This window comes from Algoriphagus sediminis, assembly GCF_030403435.1.
Classification (GTDB): Bacteria; Bacteroidota; Bacteroidia; order Cytophagales; family Cyclobacteriaceae; genus Algoriphagus; species Algoriphagus sediminis.
Genome location: NZ_JAUEPH010000003.1, coordinates 39,684 through 53,922 on the forward strand (window position 1 = coordinate 39,684; position 14,239 = coordinate 53,922).

Here is a 14,239-nt window from a genome sequence, read left to right on the forward strand (position 1 = left end):
TTCAATTTATTAGGTTACCAAAATTTCGTTTCAATCATAAGCATAAATGAAACCCCAAGCACAAAGGAGGATAAAATCAATGCCCAATCCTTTCTATTTACACCCGCCATTCCCACAACAATCGAAGTCACTAGGAGATATATTCCAACAATAACCACCTGCCCAAATTCCAACCCAAGATTAAAGGCAAGCAGGGGTTGCCAAATGCTGGCTTCCTTTCCTAAAAGTTCCCGAAGATAATTTGAGAAGCCTAAACCGTGAATCAAACCAAAGAACAGGGCATACACGTAGGCAAATTGGAATCCACGGGTAGTGGTGGGCCTTGGTTTGAAAATAGAGGAAATCGCCGTAATGGCAATGGTCACTGGAATTAAAAACTCTATCAATGACGCATTTACATTCACCACATTAAAGGTGGCCAAGGCCAAAGTGATGGAATGTCCAACTGTAAATGAAGTCACCAGCCAAATTATTTTCTTCCAATCCCTTGGCAAAAACACTGCACAAAGTGCCAGAATGAAAAGAATATGGTCAAAACCTCTCAGGTCCAGAATATGCTGAATGCCGATTTTGAAATAGAGTTCGAATGAATTCATTGGGTGTGAAAAGGAGTAAATACTTCTAGAAGAAGTAAATTGCGGCAAGTATACTGGATTCTCAGAAAATAATTCAAGTAAAAAGTACCAAATGCAACATAATTACATCGCTTTGCTGATATGGGGATGGGTGGGTCTTATTGCACATCCCTTCTATATTTCACTAACCGAAATTCGCCAAAACCCCCAATCCGGTCGATTGGAAATGGCGCAGAAGGTATTCTGGGATGATCTTGAGGTAGAACTAAATGAGTATACCGGGCAAACGGTGGATATCCTTGGAACAGAAGATCAGGAAGCCTTAAATCAAATTTTCTCTCAATATCTGACTGAAAAAACCAGATTAAGTATCAAGGGAAAAGATATTCAGACAAACTACCTTGGGTATGAAATTGAAGAGGATGCCATCTGGTTTTATATTGAATCGGAGCCTGTAGAAGAGATATCTGAACTTAATGTGGAATGCACTATCCTTTTTGAAAATTTTGATGGTCAGCAGAATATTGTCCATGTGTATTTTCCCGGTTTTTCTGCACCAAAGAGTCTTCTTTTGAGTAAAGGGGAAAAAGATGGAACTCTTAAAAAAGAGTAGTTCCTAAATCCAACCTATAAAGTTCAACCCACCGCCCTTCATTCCTCTTCAAAACACTCAACTGACTAGCAATAAATTCTTCAGAGATCTGGTGGTTTTTTACGGTTTCAAGGACTTGATCGAAATTCTTTTCTTTAAGGTCTTTGAAAGCAATAGTCATATGCGGATGATAATTCCTATCCGATAATTCATCCACTAAATTCAATTCCCTTTTACAAAATGTTTTCAAGTGAGACTGAAAATCAAGTAGTTCCTTACCCGCCTCTACATCCCAAAAAATCACTCTCCTACTAAAAGTATCTACTCCATGAATCTTAATCTTGAATGGGGGAAAGCTCTGGGAGAATTTTGATAACGCTTTAATAAGGGTCAATTCTTTTTTTTCATTGTAGGTAAAAGGCATTTTGACTGTAATGTGCACAGGTGATTTCAGGGCATATTTTACCCCATAATTCGTTTTAAGAAGTTCTTTTAGGCCTTGGCCTCTTTCCTGAATGAAACCTTCCGGTACAAAGGCCAAAAAATATTTTCCCATCTGTTTCATGCCACTATAGCCTTGATCTCAGCCTAAAAAACATAAAAGTATTCTATTTCCAGATGCAATACCTTAAATTAAGCTTCAAATAATTACCCATATGAAGAATTTTTCAAAAGCATTAGTCGGCCTGGATTTAACAGAAATGGATGATGTCCTGATAAAAAAAACCATCCTATTTCTTGAGTTTCTGGGGATTGAGAAATGCTATTTTATCCATGTTTCTAAGAACCTTGCCATTCCACAGGAAATCATCGATAACTATCCAGACCTAGTAGCTCCGGGAGATGAATCAGTGGAAGCTATTATGAAGGATAAGCTCCATCAGTTTAATTTTCCTAGCTCTGTCGAAGTAGAGGTTTTTGCAGAAGAAGGAGATCACCCTTTGGATACTTTCCTGCGATGGGCAAGAATAAAAGATGTGGACTTGATCGTCATGGGAAGAAAAGAAACTCTGGAAGGTTCTGGTTCCCTCGCAAAAGGAGTAGCGAAGAAAGCACCTTGTTCTATCCTGATGCTTCAAGAAAAACGCCCCCCTGGTCTACCAGAAAAAATCATGGTCCCCACCGATTTCTCTTCTCATAATCACATGATTTTTGAATTTGGTGAAAGAATAGCCTCTGAAATGAATGCTGAGATGGTTCCGGTAAATATTTATGAAGTGCCTCATGGGTATTCAAAGACAGGAAAGAGCTTTGAAGAATTTTCCGCAATCATGAAAAAGAATGCCCAGACCGACTATAAAAACTTTTTGAAGGAACACCAAAACAAAAAAGTTAAGTGCCAATTTATCCTGAGAAAGAAAAACCATGATGGAGAAATACTTCTTGCCCATGCAGAAGAGATTGAAGCTGATATGATTCTAATTGGTTCACGAGGAAAGTCAAAGTCAGCTGCACTTATGCTGGGAAGTACAGCAGAAGAATTAATTGAAGTGAACAACAAAATCCCAATGCTGATTTTTAAGAAAAAAGGAGAGAACATAGGCTTCTTTGAAGCTCTATTTAAAATTTAATCCTCTCTTTCCAGATAAAAACAAACCTGATCTCCAAGGCCCTTCTCATTATACTGAAGGGCTTTTTTTTGATAATCTTTTTTTTCTCCAGGGGAGAAATAATTCTCAAGATTTTCAGGATTTAAAGAGTAGCCTTTCTTGTATAGTTCTGTGCCGAGAAATTGAAATGCATCAGAATCAAACTCTACTTCATTCAATCGAAACCCTGCCTTTCGGGCAATTACTTCAAAGCCCTTTAGTGAAGGAATTACCAAATGCCTCGGGGCATCCAACTGCACCCAAAGGTCTTTTTCCTTCTCAAAAACTTCGGAATCAGCGACTGGTGTTCTGATTAACAGCTTCCCCCCTCGTTTCAAATGAACATGGCAATCTTTTAAAACCTGTAGAGGCTCCGCCATATGCTCAAATGAATGATGCATCATGATGATATCAAATTTTTCATCCGTCTGAGAAAGCTCTTTTTTCCATAAAAAACAGTTTTCAGCGAGGGCCAAGTCCTTTTCTACATATGGGTCAAATCCATGAAGATTTGTAAACCCTCCCGCATTGAGCTCATAGATAAGTTGACCATTACCACATCCCAGATCTGCTATTTTATGATTGAATTTTGGATTCAGCTTTTTCAGCCAATACCCATAGACAGGAGAAAGAAAATCTATCCCTAGGAGAAATAGCCTCATCCGCGCACTTTTTAGCAGATTCTTTATCGGAGATGATTTGACCAGAAGTGAAAAGGAATAGTAATCCCTTGGGTAATAATTCGACAGGTCCTCAGGGATAGTCTTTAATTGGATAGAGCCGCAATCCTGACAATGTTGATAGGTGAATTCATCACCCAAACCAAGCATTCTTTCTTTGGCCTGAAACTCAACAAAGGAAGAGGAATTACAAAATTTGCAGTGGTCGACTGACTTAATAGGCATCGTCCTTATTGGAAACTACCTCATTGAAGGTTTTTGCCATTATACCCATGTCCAATAAAAATGACCAATTATTGATGTAAAAAGAATCCAATCGTACTCGATTCCGAATTTGATAAGGATTTTCAATCTCCCCACGATATCCACGAACTTGAGCCAATCCAGTTATTCCAGGTCTGATCTTGTGTCTTGAGTCATATCTTGCCACCTGAGTCTTGAAATCCTGATTCATAGGAACAGTATGCGGGCGTGGCCCCACGATAGACATATCCCCCAACAAAACATTGATAAACTGTGGCATTTCATCCAAAGAAGTCCGCCTCAGGAAAGCACCAATTCTTGTCACTCGCGGATCGTTTTTCGTAGCCTGCTTTTCGTCAGAATAATCGTTTGGAGTCATGGACCGAAACTTCAGACAATTGAAAACAGAGTTGTTTATACCGTTTCTTTTTTGAATGAAGAAGATAGGGCCTCTAGACTCCCATTTGATTAATATACCCACCAAGGGAATCATCCAGGATAAAACAGCCACAATCATAAACCCACTGAAAAGAATATCAAAAACTCTTTTCAAAAGGGCATTAAGCGCATTATCAAGCGGAATTTCGTTGACATTGATGACAAAGAAATCACCATATCTAGAAAAAGACAGATTCTTTTCAAGTTGTAGGCTTCCTCCTGGAATCATCTTCACCTTTATATAATGCTCATCAGCAAAGTCGATAATCTTTTTCACCGTTCGTGAATCCATGTGTTCATGAATATAAATAAGATCAAGATCTAAGGCCTCTGCTTGATCAAAGAAAGATTCCACATCTCCCCTCGTTTGATGACATTGAGCCTGATTATCGAAATAGCCAAGGAAATTAATTCCAAAGTCCTTACGAATTCTAAAAACATCAGCCAGCTTTGGACTGGTTCCGCCCTTTCCAATGATTACGGCATTTCTATAATTATGCCCATGGGAACGATAATCCTTCAGGACCATGTGCACCCCTACACGGAACATCCCCATGAATAAGGTCATCCCCAGTCCAAAAAGCATAATTGGAATCAGCTGAAATTGTGGCTTATGAAGCGGAATCCATAAAACGGCCATAGCTCCAATAAACCAGAAAACAGTGATGAGGAGATGCTTTAAGGTAGCTTCGTACTCTTCGGTTCTTCCAATTTTGTAATCCTTCCTCAGCCCTGAAATCAAAGCCCAAAGAAAAGACAGTGGCAACAAGGCACTTGAGTTTACATTTTCGAAAAGTCCGAAAGTATTCAATGCCACGCTACATACCCAAAGGGCTAAACCTGATGCCACAAAGTCTGCGACTAAAAAGAGCCAGGGGAAATATGTATCAAACCTTCTTTTCATAAAAATTTTTCAGAGGGCGTACGAAAGTTAAGTAAAGCCGCATAAACCGCTCCAAAAATGGAAAGTTGTCTTTGGCTGCTAAAATTAAGAAAAGAATTCTCAAGCCTAATTACTTTTCAGTTTATTTGTGTGTTCAAAGTGTTTTAAATTTCATGGGTTCCTTTTCTGACCTTTTTAAATCTTCCGACCAGCCGAATTCACTGGGTGCAAAATTTCGAGCCAAAAGACTGGAAGATTTTGAGGCCCTTTTCTTTAAAATATTCGATAAAGATCAGAAAATCAGAATCCTAGATGTAGGAGGAACAGATTATTTTTGGAAAGGCAGCTCCATTATTGATCTACCCAATGTTAGCATCACCCTTCTCAATTTACACTTGGAAGAATCAAGCCACCCTTCCGTCAAAGCTATAACCGGGGATGCCACCGATATGAGCAATTTCGAAAATGAGCAATTCGATCTGGTTTTTTCTAATTCAGTCATCGAGCATTTATACTCATTTGACTCCCAAAAGAAAATGGCGGATGAAGTGATGAGAGTGGGAAAGAGGTATTTTATTCAATCTCCCAATCGATCTTTCCCTATCGAAGCTCACTATGCGCTGCCTTTTGCTCAGAAAATGCCTAAATCCTGGGTTTATTTTTTATTGACTAAAACCCGGTTCAGTAGGCTACAAAGATGGGAAGAGAAGGATGCAAGGCAGTACCTCGATGAAATCCGGCTATTGAGTCAAGATGAAATGAAAACACTTTTCCCAGGAAGCGAACTGTACTTTGAAAAGGTATTTGGGCTGGTAAAGTCTTTCGCTGCGCATAATCTGCACAAAGCCTAAGCCTTCACCTGATTTCTGCCAGGGTCAAGGGCACTTCCATTAATTTTTCTGCCAATTGCTCTCCGAGGGCTGCTGAATGTTTAAACCCATGGCCAGAACATGCAGAAACCCAAAGCCCATTAAGCGAATCAGGTAAATCCTGTATGACAAAGCGAGAATCATTGGTGACGGTGTAAAAGCAAACTTCAGATTTCGAGAATTTGCCAGTAAGGCCTCTTAACCTTCCCAACACCTTGCCTTCCCAAAATTCTCTTTGCTCCTCCGGACTCACTTCTCTGTTAATTTTATCAGGGTGAACCACATCCACAAAGGACTCTGTTGCCACCTTTATAGATTTCCCATCCAAAGAAGGAAAACCATAGATGAAATCTTCTGCTTTGGGACCAAAACCCCACATAAAAACGGGATATGTCTCCCAACTAAAATCGGGCTCTACCTCAATCCAATGAAGAATTTGTCGACAAATTTTAAAATCACTCTTTCTACTATCAGGTAAAAAATCCTTGATCCAACCACCTGCACTAATTAGAACCTTCTTTGCGAAATACTCCCCTTTGTTTGATTTTATCAGGTTTAAACCTTTTGATTCAGAAATGGAGAGTACGGCCTCATGGGTGTTGATTTCTGCTAAATTGGCTTTGGAAAGATCCAAAAAGGACTTAATACACTTTTCTGGAAAGACATAGCCTGCCTGATTTTCAAAGTATGCTTTTCCTGATTCCTCCAGATTGAAATTCGGGTATGACTCCTGAACATCTGCCTGAGTAAATTTTCGATGAGAAATATTGGCTTTTTTTGCAAAGGACACTGTACGTTCCATAAAACCCTGAGAGCCGTGTTTGTCCCAAGGTACTTTGCCAGAATCCATCAAAATACCTCCACAGGGAAAGAAAAAAGATGAGTCGGATTCCTTTTCAATATTCCGCCAAATACGCTGGGAACGCTTTGCCAAATCCACATAATCCTCTCCCTCCCCGACAGCTAGTCGGGTAATTCTGGTCTCTCCATGTGAAGAACCCATGGTATGGGGAGGATCAAATCGATCTAATCCAAGAACTTTGGCACCAGAAAGACTCAGGTGATATAGGGCAGAGGACCCTACCGCACCTAGACCTACAACAGCAAAATCATAAATGTTACTCTGGGATTGCACGGGTTAAAATTAAGTAATCCCTGTGAGTCTATCCGATATTACTTTTTGCCCATTTGAACGTCAATCAGCTCTCGCTTCATTTTACGCTCTCTTTCAAGGGTATTTTTCCTATGCTGATCAAACTCTTCCTGAACTTCTTCCAGATCTCTTTGCGCTTTTCTGATTTTTTTGAAGCTCCTGGAGTACTGAAGCGAGAAAAACCCTAATGCTAAACCAAGAACCGCAACGATGACCCACATCATGCTTGAGTAAACAGATTTGTGAATTCCGATGCCCAGAAAACTGAAATTATCTTTCTCGGATATGGCTTCCTGCTTTGCTTCTTCGGCACTTTGTAATTGCCCTTCCAAAGAAGTAATCGTGTCCTGTTGAGCAAAAATTTGAGAATTTAATTTGGCAACTTCTTCTCGACCTACTCTTAAAGAATCGAGGATATTTCCTTTCAGTTGTTCAAAACTAGAACGTCTGATCACCTTGTACTCCTGGTAATTATTAGAAATACCATAGAGATAGTCGATTTGGCTTTCGATGGTACCTGAATCTAATGAACCAGAGCTTTCTTGTGCAAATACAGGTGATAAATAACTTAAGGATACTAGGGTAATAAATAGGGTGATAAACTTCATGAATACTTCGAATTTCCTTGCAATTAGACAGGCCGATCTATCAATAAACATGCCTCGTCACAAAAATACGGTCTTTTTTTTGTCTGGAAAGCCAAATCAATTTCTGATTCCAGCTCAAAAGTTGATTTTCAAGTAATTAAGGGTTAGATTCTGCAAGTGATTTTTTGATATGAAACTTCGCACTTTTAAGATTTGGCTCATTTTACTACCCTTGATTCTCCTTCTTGGGGTTATTCTTTTTATACAATCCACAAATAATCAGAAAGAGCTGGAGAGCCAGCTCATGCGAAGTGTAAATGCCAGCAGAAATGATGCGGTCAGAGCTTTAGACGATTATTATTCCCAGGTGGATAGCTACTTTTTACGGAAAGGGTATTCATTTTTTGACACGGATCCGGTCATGAAAACCATGGCCAGCAGACTAGTGGGAATTTTCAAAGCCAGTGACCCTGAATATTCTAACCTGTCTTTCGCAAAGCCAGAAAAACCCTCAGAACTTATATTAACCGATGAAGGATTAAAGAAAATTTCATTCGAATTAAGTCTGAATGCATCTCAAGTAAATGACTTTAGTCAACAGGGTTTAAGAATGAGCTTAGGCGCTAAGAATAACATTTTTCAGGCTGAAGAAAGTCAAGCCTATATGGATTTAAATATTCCATTTGAAGCACTATTCAGAAAACAGGAAAGTAATCGGCAGTTTGATTTATTGGTAATCACGGACGATTCCGGAAAAATCGTTTATCCAACCACCTCCAAAGGAGTAAGCTTGCTTTCGCCAAAACCTATTCTGGATGATTCACTTTCAACCAGAAGTGGTAGTTATATCGAGCAGATAAATTTTTCCAATAGGGAGTACAAGAGTTTTATTGCCCCTCTTAACCTGGAGAATTTAAATCTCTATGTAGTCGGTATGTTTGAAGAGGGCCAATTCCAAAAAGTTGGTCTACGGGTCAACTTTTTAACACTCGCGATTCTAATTTTTATCCTAATAGTTCTACTGTCAAGCATTCCAATTTTAAGCATTCTCAATCTTAGCAAAGGAGATCGATTGTCTCAGGCAAAGGTTATAAACGTCGGTATTTCCTTGGTTGGTCTAGCTCTCGTAATGGGTTTTGCTTCCTCCTTTTTCAGAAACCTCCCCGTCAGTAGGGACTTTTTGGGGTCAATTGTCAACGATGTAGCGATCACTTTTCAAAAAGGAATCACTTCCCAGGCAGCTACCCTTTCGGAAAAAGACGCCAATACGAATTCCATACCAAAATCGGAGATAGTGAATGAATACCTCCTGATTACGCTGTGCCCAAATGACAACCCCGTCCACTTAATTGAAAAGTTTGTTTTCAATGGAGATAAAATTGACCCTGTTGATTTTAGCCAAGCAGAAACCAAGTCCTTCATTGATATCTCTGACAGGGAATATGCGAATTACTATTCTTCTAGTAATGATGAGTCCAAAACTTACTTAGGTGCCCACTATAGTCGAGGATCGGGAGGATTGGAATCCGTGATTTCAAGCAAGATCAATGATGGATATCTGAAAGCCATTACATTTAATTTCAGTGAAGTTATAAATGCCTTTTATCCCCAATCCGCTTCGAGTTTAAGCTCTGATTATCGTTTTCTCTTATTCAAAGAGAATGGTAAAATCCTTTTCAAAAGTGAAAAAATTGATATCCCTATCAGCTATTTGAATGAAGGGCTGAATGAAATAAAATGGACACAGCTCCAATCAATTCTTAGAAGCAACTCTGATTTGAATTTAAATCAGGAGCTTGAAATTGATCTTTATCTAAATGGTTATCAATACACGGGGATTTTAAAACTAATCGATTCGGAAAAATTTGATGAAAAAGTCTGGATGGTTTTTCTGGTCAATGAAAATTTAACTCATGTATTTTCCTCACTCACCAGTTTGGAATCTTTCTCTTTTTTAGGGATTTATTTCATTTTTCTATTCGTAATTCTGGTGGTACAGCGTCTGAGCATACAGTCCATTTCAGACAAAGGGTTCAAGGTTTTTCTTTATAATTGGCTCAAACCAAGTGATCAAAACAGCTTGAAAATGGTCTATTTGTCCATTACCATGCTTTTCCTAGGTTTGGGAATTACCATCATTTTTTATTTGGTGGAAATTAATCACTTAGCATTTGTGACTTTCTGTTGTTTTTGCGCAGTTCTGGTTGCATTGTTAAACTACTTAATCAATTTTCTTATTTCTGGTGAAAGCATTCTCACCAAACTGAAATCTGTGGACACTGCTCAAATACCAATTTTCCTCATGGGCATTTTATTGGTGTCCCTAAGTTTGTTGGGAGTTACGGTATTCAATGCTCCTTCATGGATTTTCATAGGTTTTTTCCTGATTAACATTGCCTTAGCAGCTTTATGGACATTGGTACAGAAAAGATGGCAAAAGGGAATCATTTCCGGAACCAGGGTTTTACCCTTTTATCTCGCGATTTGGTTTATAGTCATAGGTTTTTTACCCGGCTATATGATACAGTCGAAAGTCCAGCTTTTTGAAGCTGAAATCTGGAAAAATGAGGTAATCGCTAACGAGGAAGATTCGCCTATTCAATTTCAGGAATATGAAAAATTCCGGAGAAAAATGCTGGGAGGAGTAAGTGATTTATTTGATAGGCAAATACAATCATTCATAGCACCAAATGCCTTCACTTTTGGGGAAAAGCTTAACCAAGGAATCAAACCCATGCCAAAACTACCTGGAATTGTTGCTGTTCTAGTTGGAATTCTTTTGGCTGCAATCGGTTTTATTTTCTTCATTAGGATCATTCAAGACAGCATCTTTTTCCGCTTTGGAAATCAAATGTCGTCACTCGGCTCTATTCCAAAGCATCAACTCTCCTTTTACACTTGCCTGGATTCGGATGTATTAGATTCCAAGCTTCAGGATGCTATCATGGTAAATATGCTTGCTGATCCAAATTTGGAAGAATTGAAATCCATTCAGTGGAATAGAACCTATTATCTGAAAAACTTTCATACTCAGGAAAACTACGTCAACTCTATTTTCTTAATTCAAGAATTGAAATCTCATATTGTGGCCAAAAACTGTAAGTTGGTTATAAGTTCCGGTATGAATTGGAAAGAAATATTTGCTTTGCTCAAGGAGGAAAGGGATCGGGTGGCCTTTTCAGAAGTGTTTTCCGATTTCTACTTTGACTTCGCTCCATTAAAACCAGAAAATTCAGAGTCAAATGAGTCCCTCGCCAATGAGAGTTTATTCCAGAAACTCCGAAATCGTAAGTCATTCTATGCAAATATCTGGTCAGAATTGAATTTTGAGGAGAAGCTCGCCTGTCATTCATTTGCAGTGGAAGGATTCTTCAACCCTGCACAGCAAGACACACTTTCATCCTTAAAACAGAAAGGTGTGGTAATTCCTAAGAAGGAGGACAAGTCTAGTTTGAAATCTGGTAGCAATAGCTGGAGAGAATGGCAATTATTCAGCCCAATGTTTAGAAAATACATTCTGGTTCATGTTACAGAGGACGAATTGAAAAAATTTAAAAGGTTTGAGAAAAGGCTTGGTAACTCAAACCTTATCCAAATTTCCACCGTTAGTTTCGTGCTAATATGCTTTGCTCTGATTGGCATCTTCGATAGAAACTTCTTTAATGAAGCCTACGCCTATCTGACTGGTAGTATTGGTTTACTAGGAAGTTTATATGCCCTCTTGAATCAGGGTCTAGTAGGCCTTAAATTTGGCAAAAGCGAGTCATAACTTTCATGAGAATTCTATTTCTAATCAGTTTCTTTCTAGTCACTATCTCACTATTTGCGCAGGATAGGAATTCCTATGAACAAGCAGTGGAGGCATTTGATGAAGAGAATTGGGATTTCGCAATTAGTAATCTTAGCGAATGGATAAGAGATCATACGGGAGATGCTGACGCTTACCTCCTCAGGGGACAAGCTTACCAGCAGATGGGAGATCTGGTTAAAGCCAATACTGATTTCTCCATTGCCATTAATCTTCGGCCAGAGCACGCAGAATCTTATTTTATCAGAGGCAGGACCAGATATCAAATGGAACTTTATGAAAGTTCTATCGAGGACTTTGCCTCTTTCTTAAAACTTCCTAAGGGAGAGACGAATCAAATTATATTTAGAAAGTCCCCTGGAGAAAGTGGGGTTTCACAAATAATGACTGCTCAAAATGAGAACCCTGCTGAGGCCTACTATCATATGGGTTTATGCAGCTTTGAGTTGGAGTATTATGAGACCGCAGCCTACTACCACAACCTTGCGATAGAAAACGACCCGAGAAACCCGAACTATTATTCTGAAAAAGGAAGGGCACTAGGCAGAATTGGAGAAAATGATTTAGCCATCGAGTCTTTTGAAAAGGCTCTGGAAATAGACCCAGCCAATCAACTTGCAACACAAGGACTAAGGGAGGTAAATAATGGGGGTTCTGAGGAACTACTTGCTGAACTGGATAAAACCGTTGAGGAGAATTATGCCAACGCCCAAACTTATAAGCAGCGTGGCTTCTACCGGATGAATCATGACAATATTCAAGGTGCCATTGAAGATTTCACAGATGCCTTAAGGCTAGATTCTGGTGATCCTGAAACATGGTATTACCGAGGGAGAGCGTTTTCCTCTCTGGAAAACTATAAATCAGCTGAAGAAGATTATTCCAGGTCTCTGGAGATTGATGGTCAAAATTATGAGACCTATTTGGCGAGAGGCCAGACTCGATACAAGAAGGGCTTTTTAAATGAAGCCATGGCTGATTTTATCATGGTGGTCACCCTTGATCCAAGCTTGGCCACAGGCTACTTTCACATGGGAATCACACATCACCGCCTCAAACAAATGGATCTCGCTTGCCAAAACCTTCAAAAAGCAGAAGAAATGGGTATGACTCAGGCCTCCGATATCATTGAAAAAATCTGCGGTAATTAAAGCAGTTTGGTAGTTTCTACCTGTGAGGCAATCCATGCCGGACGAAACGAAGCAAGATAAGTGATTCCCAAGACAGCTAGAGATATCCATAAAAAGTCGAGCCAAACGACTTTCACCGGATAGGATTCCACCACGGCAGAAGCGATTCCCAAGGAAACCAACCCAAAAGTTTCCTGAAGTAAACACACCAGATAACCAAGCACCAGGCCGATCAGGGCTCCACTCAAGGCAATTAATGCTCCTTGCTTGATAAAAATATTTCTTACCAGTTTTTCTGATGCACCCATGGCTTTCAAAACAGCAATATCCTTTTTCTTCTCTATGGCCAGCATACTTAGGGAAAAGAAAATGTTGAAAGAGGCTATTCCCAGAATAAAAGTTAAGGTGAGGAAAACGAAGAGCTTTTCAAGCTTCACTGTACGAATTAAAGCGGCATGTTGCTCATCAGCATTCTTGACAGAAAATTCAGGTCCTAGAAAGCCTTTGAGCCTTTTTTGAACTTCATCTATGCTTTGCCCCTCCTCGACTTTGACCTCTAAGGCTGTTCTCTTATTTCCATAACTCAATAGTTCTTCAGTGAACTTTAATGGTGCTATCACATATTCATCATCGAATTGCCTTTCAATACTGAAATATGCTCTAGGCTCAAGATACCCTGTCCCATACATTTGATTCGGATCCAGCGTAGCCGCACTTCTTGGAGCCTTAGGATAATACACTTTAAGAGGAGTATTTACATTCTCGAGGTTTACCGATAGAAAAAACCCTACACCCCTCCCTAGAATTGCCCCTGGTCGAATATCGGTTCCCAAAGTGGTATCTCCCCAGAAATATCCATTGGCGAATCTGCCTTGGTCGAGAAAGTTTTCGGATACTCCTTTGATTCTAGCCACTAACTGATTCCCCTGATACTCAAAAAGTGCATTGTCCTCAATGACTTCCGTAAGAACCAAAACCCCTTCTAGTTTTTTGATTTCCTCAAGCCATTCGTCGTTCACCTCAAAACTTTTACCTTCTGCTGCTTCTATTTTTAGCTCTGCATCAAAACTTGCAAAAAGACTTCTGATCAGATCTTCCAGTCCATTAAAAACCGACATCACTATGACCAGGGCCATAGTCCCTACAGCCACGCCAATCATTGAAATGACCGAAAGTACAGTGATGAAATTTTTACTCTTTTTACTTCGAAAGTAACGGGTCGCTATGAATGAGCTGAAGTTCAAATTTTGGGCAGCACAAATTTACTCTTCTTCCTCATCTTCTTCAGAAGAATCAGGAATGTCCAGTTTATTAATAATCTTATCCATGTGCTGTGCATAAGCTGCAGAGTCATCTGGGAAAAATGCGATCTCTGGAATAATCCTCACTGACTTACCAATTCTTTTGGCGAGCTGATGTCGGATCTGCTTCTTGTGAGAATCAATTTTATCGAAGGTTTCTTCAGGATCTGTGATTAAAATACTCAGATAAGCTTTGGCCAAGCCTAAGTCTGGACTCACCATTACTCTTGTAACGGTGATCATTCCTCTTCCCACAAGGAGCTTCGACTCTTTTTGGAAGATTTCGCCAAGTTCTTTCTGAATTAGCCTGGCATATTTTTGTTGTCTTTTGCTTTCCATGATAAGTATTTAATGCAAATTTAGCGAAATAGTTGGGCAAGGCTTAATTTCG

At 39.5% G+C, this 14,239-nt stretch carries 13 protein-coding genes; 5 read left to right on the forward strand and 8 right to left on the reverse strand.

Going from position 1 to position 14,239, the window contains the following annotated elements:
* Positions 1-14: 14 nt before the first annotated feature.
* Entirely contained in the window at positions 15-596 is a 582-nt protein-coding gene (locus tag QVH07_RS06675) for a HupE/UreJ family protein (protein ID WP_289999383.1), read from the reverse strand.
* 91 nt (positions 597-687) lie between these two features.
* Between QVH07_RS06675 and QVH07_RS06680 the strand changes: the two genes are divergently transcribed.
* On the forward strand, positions 688-1,188 hold the full coding sequence (locus QVH07_RS06680) for a DUF6702 family protein (RefSeq protein ID WP_289999384.1): 501 nt from the start codon (positions 688-690) through the stop codon (positions 1,186-1,188).
* On the opposite strand, the gene QVH07_RS06685 is transcribed toward QVH07_RS06680, so the two are convergent.
* Positions 1,175-1,723, reverse strand: a complete 549-nt coding sequence (locus tag QVH07_RS06685; protein WP_289999385.1) for a 2'-5' RNA ligase family protein — start codon at positions 1,721-1,723, stop codon at positions 1,175-1,177. The genes QVH07_RS06680 and QVH07_RS06685 overlap by 14 nt on opposite strands.
* A 100-nt stretch (positions 1,724-1,823) precedes the next feature.
* Between QVH07_RS06685 and QVH07_RS06690 the strand changes: the two genes are divergently transcribed.
* Positions 1,824-2,738: a universal stress protein gene (locus QVH07_RS06690; protein ID WP_289999386.1), complete on the forward strand. Its 915-nt coding sequence runs from the start codon at positions 1,824-1,826 to the stop codon at positions 2,736-2,738.
* Here the strand turns inward: QVH07_RS06690 and QVH07_RS06695 are convergent.
* Together QVH07_RS06695 and QVH07_RS06700 are read right to left on the reverse strand one after the other, a co-directional pair.
* Positions 2,735-3,661 carry a class I SAM-dependent methyltransferase gene (locus QVH07_RS06695; RefSeq protein ID WP_289999387.1) on the reverse strand — a complete coding sequence of 309 codons (927 nt, stop codon included), beginning with the start codon at positions 3,659-3,661 and terminating at the stop codon, positions 2,735-2,737. The genes QVH07_RS06690 and QVH07_RS06695 overlap by 4 nt on opposite strands.
* Positions 3,651-5,021: an exopolysaccharide biosynthesis polyprenyl glycosylphosphotransferase gene (locus tag QVH07_RS06700; RefSeq protein WP_289999388.1), complete on the reverse strand. Its 1,371-nt coding sequence runs from the start codon at positions 5,019-5,021 to the stop codon at positions 3,651-3,653. The genes QVH07_RS06695 and QVH07_RS06700 overlap by 11 nt, the downstream gene beginning before the upstream one ends.
* Before the next feature lie 152 nt (positions 5,022-5,173).
* Between QVH07_RS06700 and QVH07_RS06705 the strand changes: the two genes are divergently transcribed.
* A complete protein-coding gene (locus tag QVH07_RS06705) occupies positions 5,174-5,851 on the forward strand; it encodes a class I SAM-dependent methyltransferase (protein ID WP_289999389.1) in 678 nt (225 codons plus the stop codon).
* A 4-nt stretch (positions 5,852-5,855) separates the two neighbouring features.
* Here the strand turns inward: QVH07_RS06705 and solA are convergent, their stop codons facing one another.
* Positions 5,856-7,004 (reverse strand): N-methyl-L-tryptophan oxidase, encoded by a 1,149-nt coding sequence (gene solA, locus QVH07_RS06710; protein ID WP_289999390.1) that lies wholly within the window; start codon positions 7,002-7,004, stop codon positions 5,856-5,858.
* Positions 7,005-7,042: 38 nt separating this feature from the next.
* Positions 7,043-7,630 (reverse strand): hypothetical protein, encoded by a 588-nt coding sequence (locus QVH07_RS06715; RefSeq protein ID WP_289999391.1) that lies wholly within the window; start codon positions 7,628-7,630, stop codon positions 7,043-7,045.
* A gap of 169 nt (positions 7,631-7,799) precedes the next feature.
* Here QVH07_RS06715 and QVH07_RS06720 point away from each other — a divergent pair, with 169 nt between their 5' ends.
* Both QVH07_RS06720 and QVH07_RS06725 read left to right on the forward strand, forming a co-directional pair.
* The gene (locus QVH07_RS06720; protein WP_289999392.1) at positions 7,800-11,378 is read left to right on the forward strand and encodes a hypothetical protein; all 3,579 of its coding nucleotides are present in this window, start codon (positions 7,800-7,802) and stop codon (positions 11,376-11,378) included.
* A gap of 5 nt (positions 11,379-11,383) precedes the next feature.
* Positions 11,384-12,568 carry a tetratricopeptide repeat protein gene (locus tag QVH07_RS06725; RefSeq protein WP_289999393.1) on the forward strand — a complete coding sequence of 395 codons (1,185 nt, stop codon included), beginning with the start codon at positions 11,384-11,386 and terminating at the stop codon, positions 12,566-12,568.
* Here the strand turns inward: QVH07_RS06725 and QVH07_RS06730 are convergent.
* Together QVH07_RS06730 and rbfA are read right to left on the reverse strand one after the other, a co-directional pair.
* Positions 12,565-13,791, reverse strand: coding sequence for an FtsX-like permease family protein (locus QVH07_RS06730; protein ID WP_289999394.1), 1,227 nt, complete (start codon positions 13,789-13,791; stop codon positions 12,565-12,567). The genes QVH07_RS06725 and QVH07_RS06730 overlap by 4 nt on opposite strands.
* 18 nt (positions 13,792-13,809) lie before the next feature.
* Entirely contained in the window at positions 13,810-14,187 is a 378-nt protein-coding gene (gene rbfA / locus QVH07_RS06735; RefSeq protein ID WP_289999395.1) for a 30S ribosome-binding factor RbfA, read from the reverse strand.
* Positions 14,188-14,239: the final 52 nt, after the last annotated feature.

What these genes read in the sequence shown, in the direction of transcription:
- QVH07_RS06700 (WP_289999388.1), bottom strand. Translation starts at nt 5,021, where the DNA reads ATGAAAAGAAGGTTTGATACATATTTCCCCTGGCTCTTTTTAGTCGCA.
- QVH07_RS06675 (WP_289999383.1), bottom strand. Translation starts at nt 596, where the DNA reads ATGAATTCATTCGAACTCTATTTCAAAATCGGCATTCAGCATATTCTG.
- rbfA (WP_289999395.1), bottom strand. Translation starts at nt 14,187, where the DNA reads ATGGAAAGCAAAAGACAACAAAAATATGCCAGGCTAATTCAGAAAGAA.
- QVH07_RS06695 (WP_289999387.1), bottom strand. Translation starts at nt 3,661, where the DNA reads ATGCCTATTAAGTCAGTCGACCACTGCAAATTTTGTAATTCCTCTTCC.
- QVH07_RS06685 (WP_289999385.1), bottom strand. Translation starts at nt 1,723, where the DNA reads ATGGGAAAATATTTTTTGGCCTTTGTACCGGAAGGTTTCATTCAGGAA.
- QVH07_RS06680 (WP_289999384.1), top strand. Translation starts at nt 688, where the DNA reads ATGCAACATAATTACATCGCTTTGCTGATATGGGGATGGGTGGGTCTT.
- QVH07_RS06690 (WP_289999386.1), top strand. Translation starts at nt 1,824, where the DNA reads ATGAAGAATTTTTCAAAAGCATTAGTCGGCCTGGATTTAACAGAAATG.
- QVH07_RS06720 (WP_289999392.1), top strand. Translation starts at nt 7,800, where the DNA reads ATGAAACTTCGCACTTTTAAGATTTGGCTCATTTTACTACCCTTGATT.
- QVH07_RS06715 (WP_289999391.1), bottom strand. Translation starts at nt 7,630, where the DNA reads ATGAAGTTTATCACCCTATTTATTACCCTAGTATCCTTAAGTTATTTA.
- QVH07_RS06725 (WP_289999393.1), top strand. Translation starts at nt 11,384, where the DNA reads ATGAGAATTCTATTTCTAATCAGTTTCTTTCTAGTCACTATCTCACTA.
- QVH07_RS06705 (WP_289999389.1), top strand. Translation starts at nt 5,174, where the DNA reads ATGGGTTCCTTTTCTGACCTTTTTAAATCTTCCGACCAGCCGAATTCA.